The organism is Microcystis sp. LE19-41.2A (assembly GCF_027530405.1).
GTDB classification, from domain to species: Bacteria; Cyanobacteriota; Cyanobacteriia; order Cyanobacteriales; family Microcystaceae; genus Microcystis; species Microcystis aeruginosa.
This window is the reverse complement of record NZ_JAPZQJ010000674.1, coordinates 1-3,257: the sequence shown is the minus strand read 5'-3', so window position 1 is coordinate 3,257 and position 3,257 is coordinate 1. Positions and strand designations below refer to the sequence as shown.

Annotated in this window: 3 protein-coding genes; all 3 read right to left on the bottom strand. The window is 45.0% G+C overall.

Going from position 1 to position 3,257, the window contains the following annotated elements; all coding sequences use genetic code 11:
* Positions 1-202: 202 nt before the first annotated feature.
* Complete coding sequence (locus O9290_RS27655; protein ID WP_002760578.1) at positions 203-712, bottom strand: inorganic diphosphatase; 510 nt, start codon at positions 710-712, stop codon at positions 203-205.
* A 161-nt stretch (positions 713-873) separates the two neighbouring features.
* Positions 874-1,068, bottom strand: coding sequence for a TLTLP motif-containing protein (locus tag O9290_RS28675; RefSeq protein ID WP_012267246.1), 195 nt, complete (start codon positions 1,066-1,068; stop codon positions 874-876).
* A 739-nt stretch (positions 1,069-1,807) separates the two neighbouring features.
* Positions 1,808-2,986, bottom strand: a complete 1,179-nt coding sequence (locus O9290_RS27650) for an AI-2E family transporter (protein ID WP_002760581.1) — start codon at positions 2,984-2,986, stop codon at positions 1,808-1,810.
* Positions 2,987-3,257 lie beyond the last annotated feature (271 nt).

Here is a 3,257-nt window from a genome sequence, read left to right as displayed (position 1 = left end):
GGGGGGGGGGGGGGGGGGGGGGGGGGGGCGCGGGGGGGTGGGGGGGTGGGGGGTTCGGGGGGTCGGGGGGTAGTGGGGTAGTGGAGCATTTGGCTGAAATTTCCCTAAACCCCTAAATCCCTATCACCCTATCTCCCGACTCCTGAATTCTGACTCCTGACTCCCGACTCCTAACCCCACAACAAACTTTTTGCCGCAAACCTTACTTATAAGCAGCAATACACTGTTCAACTAAAGCGGTTACTGCGTCCACATCTTTCCAACCGAGAATTTCTGTGACTTTTTTCTCTAGATTCTTATAGGTTTTGAAAAACTCGGCGATTTCCTCCAAGCGATGGGGAGAGACATCTTTAAGAGATTTTACCTCTGCATAACGAGGATCTTTAGCGGGAACACAGAGAATTTTTTCATCGCGATCACCACCATCGATCATTTCTAGCATACCAATGGGACGCGCCGTAATCACACAGCCGGGGAAAGTAGGCTGATCCATGATCACCATACCATCTAAAGGATCGCCATCATCGGCGAGGGTATTGGGAACAAAACCATAATCACAGGGATATTGTACCGAAGAATAGAGAACGCGATCGAGAGCAAAGGCATTTAAATCCTTATCAAACTCGTATTTATTCTTACTGCCGGCGGTAATTTCCACTAAAACGTTAATTAAACCTGGTTTCGGTTGGGCAGGAATGCGCGATAAATCCACAAGCTTTCTCCAAATACAAGACAATAGCGCCTTTAGAGTCACCTAAAAGCGCAAGCAAAATTAAAACACACTTTGATTAACTCCGATCCAAATTTTACCCATAAGGGGGATCGGGACGAAGAAAAAAATTTTTATTTTGGCAATCGTCTATCTCAATTCTGTCACCTCATTTGCCTCGTTAGGGAGTAGGATGTGTTACCGGTAAGGGGTTCTTCGGTATAGTTAGGCGTGGAGTTATATCCAATCGCTAACAAGGGTAACGTTAGGGTCAGAATTGCGATCATGGTTCCGAGTAAATTGGCCCACCTATGACTAGGAGGTTCGGAAGTCTTCCCTGACGGGTTGCTTGATTCCATAAAGGGGTCGTGTTGAACTCGACAAGTAAAGAATACGAGAGATATATAGAGCAGTCAGCTATCGGCTTTTAGCTTTTAGCAAATTACTGCTATTTTTTGCCTTTGAGCTTGGTTAACGTCTCGTTAAAAAGCGAAACATTAACAGCAATACTCTCCCTACTAATTATATTTTACCAATTCTTTTCCAAGAGTTCACTCTGATACTTTTCTTGACGATCTCTCCAGATCATGGTCTGTTGGTGTTTGTCCATGTCATACTAAATCAGTTTTTAATAACTGGATTTAGTATCAATCCACAAAAAAAATGTCTGAAAAGCCCAAATATTAAGCGATTCAAACATTTTCTCATTGCAATCGGAGGGTGATATTGACTTTATGTCTTAACTTCGAGCTTACGATAGAAACTTGGCTGTTAATGTAGCCTATTTAACCAAAATATCGATTTTTTGCTGATTTATCGGGATAGACAATGACCCGTTCTTAAAATTATCCGAGTTTAGAGACAATTGGTTAGCTAATCTCCCAATAAGCCAGGCCCCAGAGACCAGCAAGGCATCCTCAAGCCTTGATTTGTCCTTGCTTGTCAGGGACAGCGATCAGGGCAAGTGGAGTTAATCTACCAATATGGATATCATAACTCGATCGAGGGAGAAAAGCCAAGAACCTGCGAGAAAATTGCCGATTTCTCCCGGCCAATATTACTGCTCACATCGCCCTAGATCATGCCGTCAGTCATTCTTCAGCGAGAAACCACCTCGCTAGAGGATTCTGATTCTAGGGGGAGAGAGGGTTTAATTATCCCGTGTTTTGTCTCCTCTGGTGTCACTTGACGGATAACCTCCAAAGCTTCCTTGATCATTACTGCCATGGGAACCGCGACAATCACCCCCAGTAAACCGCCCACTCGCGCCCCCGTCAAGACCGAGACCAACACCCAAAAGGGATTTAACCCAGTGACACTGCCCAAAATCCGGGGAGCAATGCCATTTTCGACAATTTGCTGCACCACTACAGCCACGGCTAAAACTTGCAGAGCTAAACCAATATCGCGCAAAGCTAGTAAAGCTGTCACCGTGACAATGCCTACAGTTCCCCCAAAAGGGATTAAGGCCATGGTGCCAATCAACAGACCGAATAGGAGACCAAAAGGGACTTTAATCGATAAAAATGCCGTGACTAATCCCAGGGCCATGCAGGTGGCGCAAATTACCTGTCCGACAAAGTAATTCTGAAAACTTAAGCGTAGGGTTAGGGAAAAGGGTTGTTGGACGGGTTTGGGCAACCATTGGATAATACTCCTCCAGATATCGGGACTGTGGAGAAGTAGATAAAAGGTGAGGATAATGGTTAGCAGCACATCAAGCACCCGCACCACGGTAAAAACCGTGAGATTAAGGGCTAAATTAACGCTTCTTCCCGCTAGAATTTGCAATTCTGCCCCTAAACGACTGTTAAACTGAGCGATAACACCATCGAAACTGATCGGAATCGGTAGATTCATCGTGTCGATTTTGGTATCTAGTTGCATCAGTTGGCGCTGTCCCGAGTCTAACCATTCTGGCAATCTGTTGACAAATTGCTGTGCTTGGGTGAAGACTAGGGGAACTAGGGTTATGCCCACGGCCACAAAAATTAAAATCGTGATCAGGGAAACCACGATTGCAGCTAAACCCCGTTTTAATCCCTGACGTTCCAACCAAGTCACCGGATAACCCAAGAGAAAAGATAGAACGGCCGCTATCAGTAAAATAACAAATAAAGATTCAAAATAGCCAAAAATTGCCGATAATGCCCAGACATTCAGGACGACAAGTGGTGCGGCTAGAGCAATCACCAGTAAGCGGGATAAGGAATTCAGGGATTGCCAGCACGTCTGAACCCAATTGCGTTTCGGGGGAACGACTTTAACTTCCACCATGAAGCCTCTTAAAAGGTTTGTTTCAATACTTGTATTCTGACAGATCGAAGCCTAACCCGCTAACTCAACCGCGGGGAAGTGGGGTGATGGGGTGTGGGATGCTGACAGGTGTAGGTTTATTACAACCCAGATGGTTCTTCGGTTTGTCTTATGCAACGTACAGGATTATAAGGAATGAAACTCTTATAGAGAAAGACATTTGGCGATTTTTGTCAATTGTTTTCGATCTAGAGCGAACTAATCAATTAAGTCTCTTGCCAGATAAGGATTT

Bases quoted from the DNA above. Each gene is read 5' to 3' on its own strand.
- O9290_RS28675 (WP_012267246.1), bottom strand. From the start codon at position 1,068: ATGGAATCAAGCAACCCGTCAGGGAAGACTTCCGAACCTCCTAGTCAT.
- O9290_RS27650 (WP_002760581.1), bottom strand. From the start codon at position 2,986: ATGGTGGAAGTTAAAGTCGTTCCCCCGAAACGCAATTGGGTTCAGACG.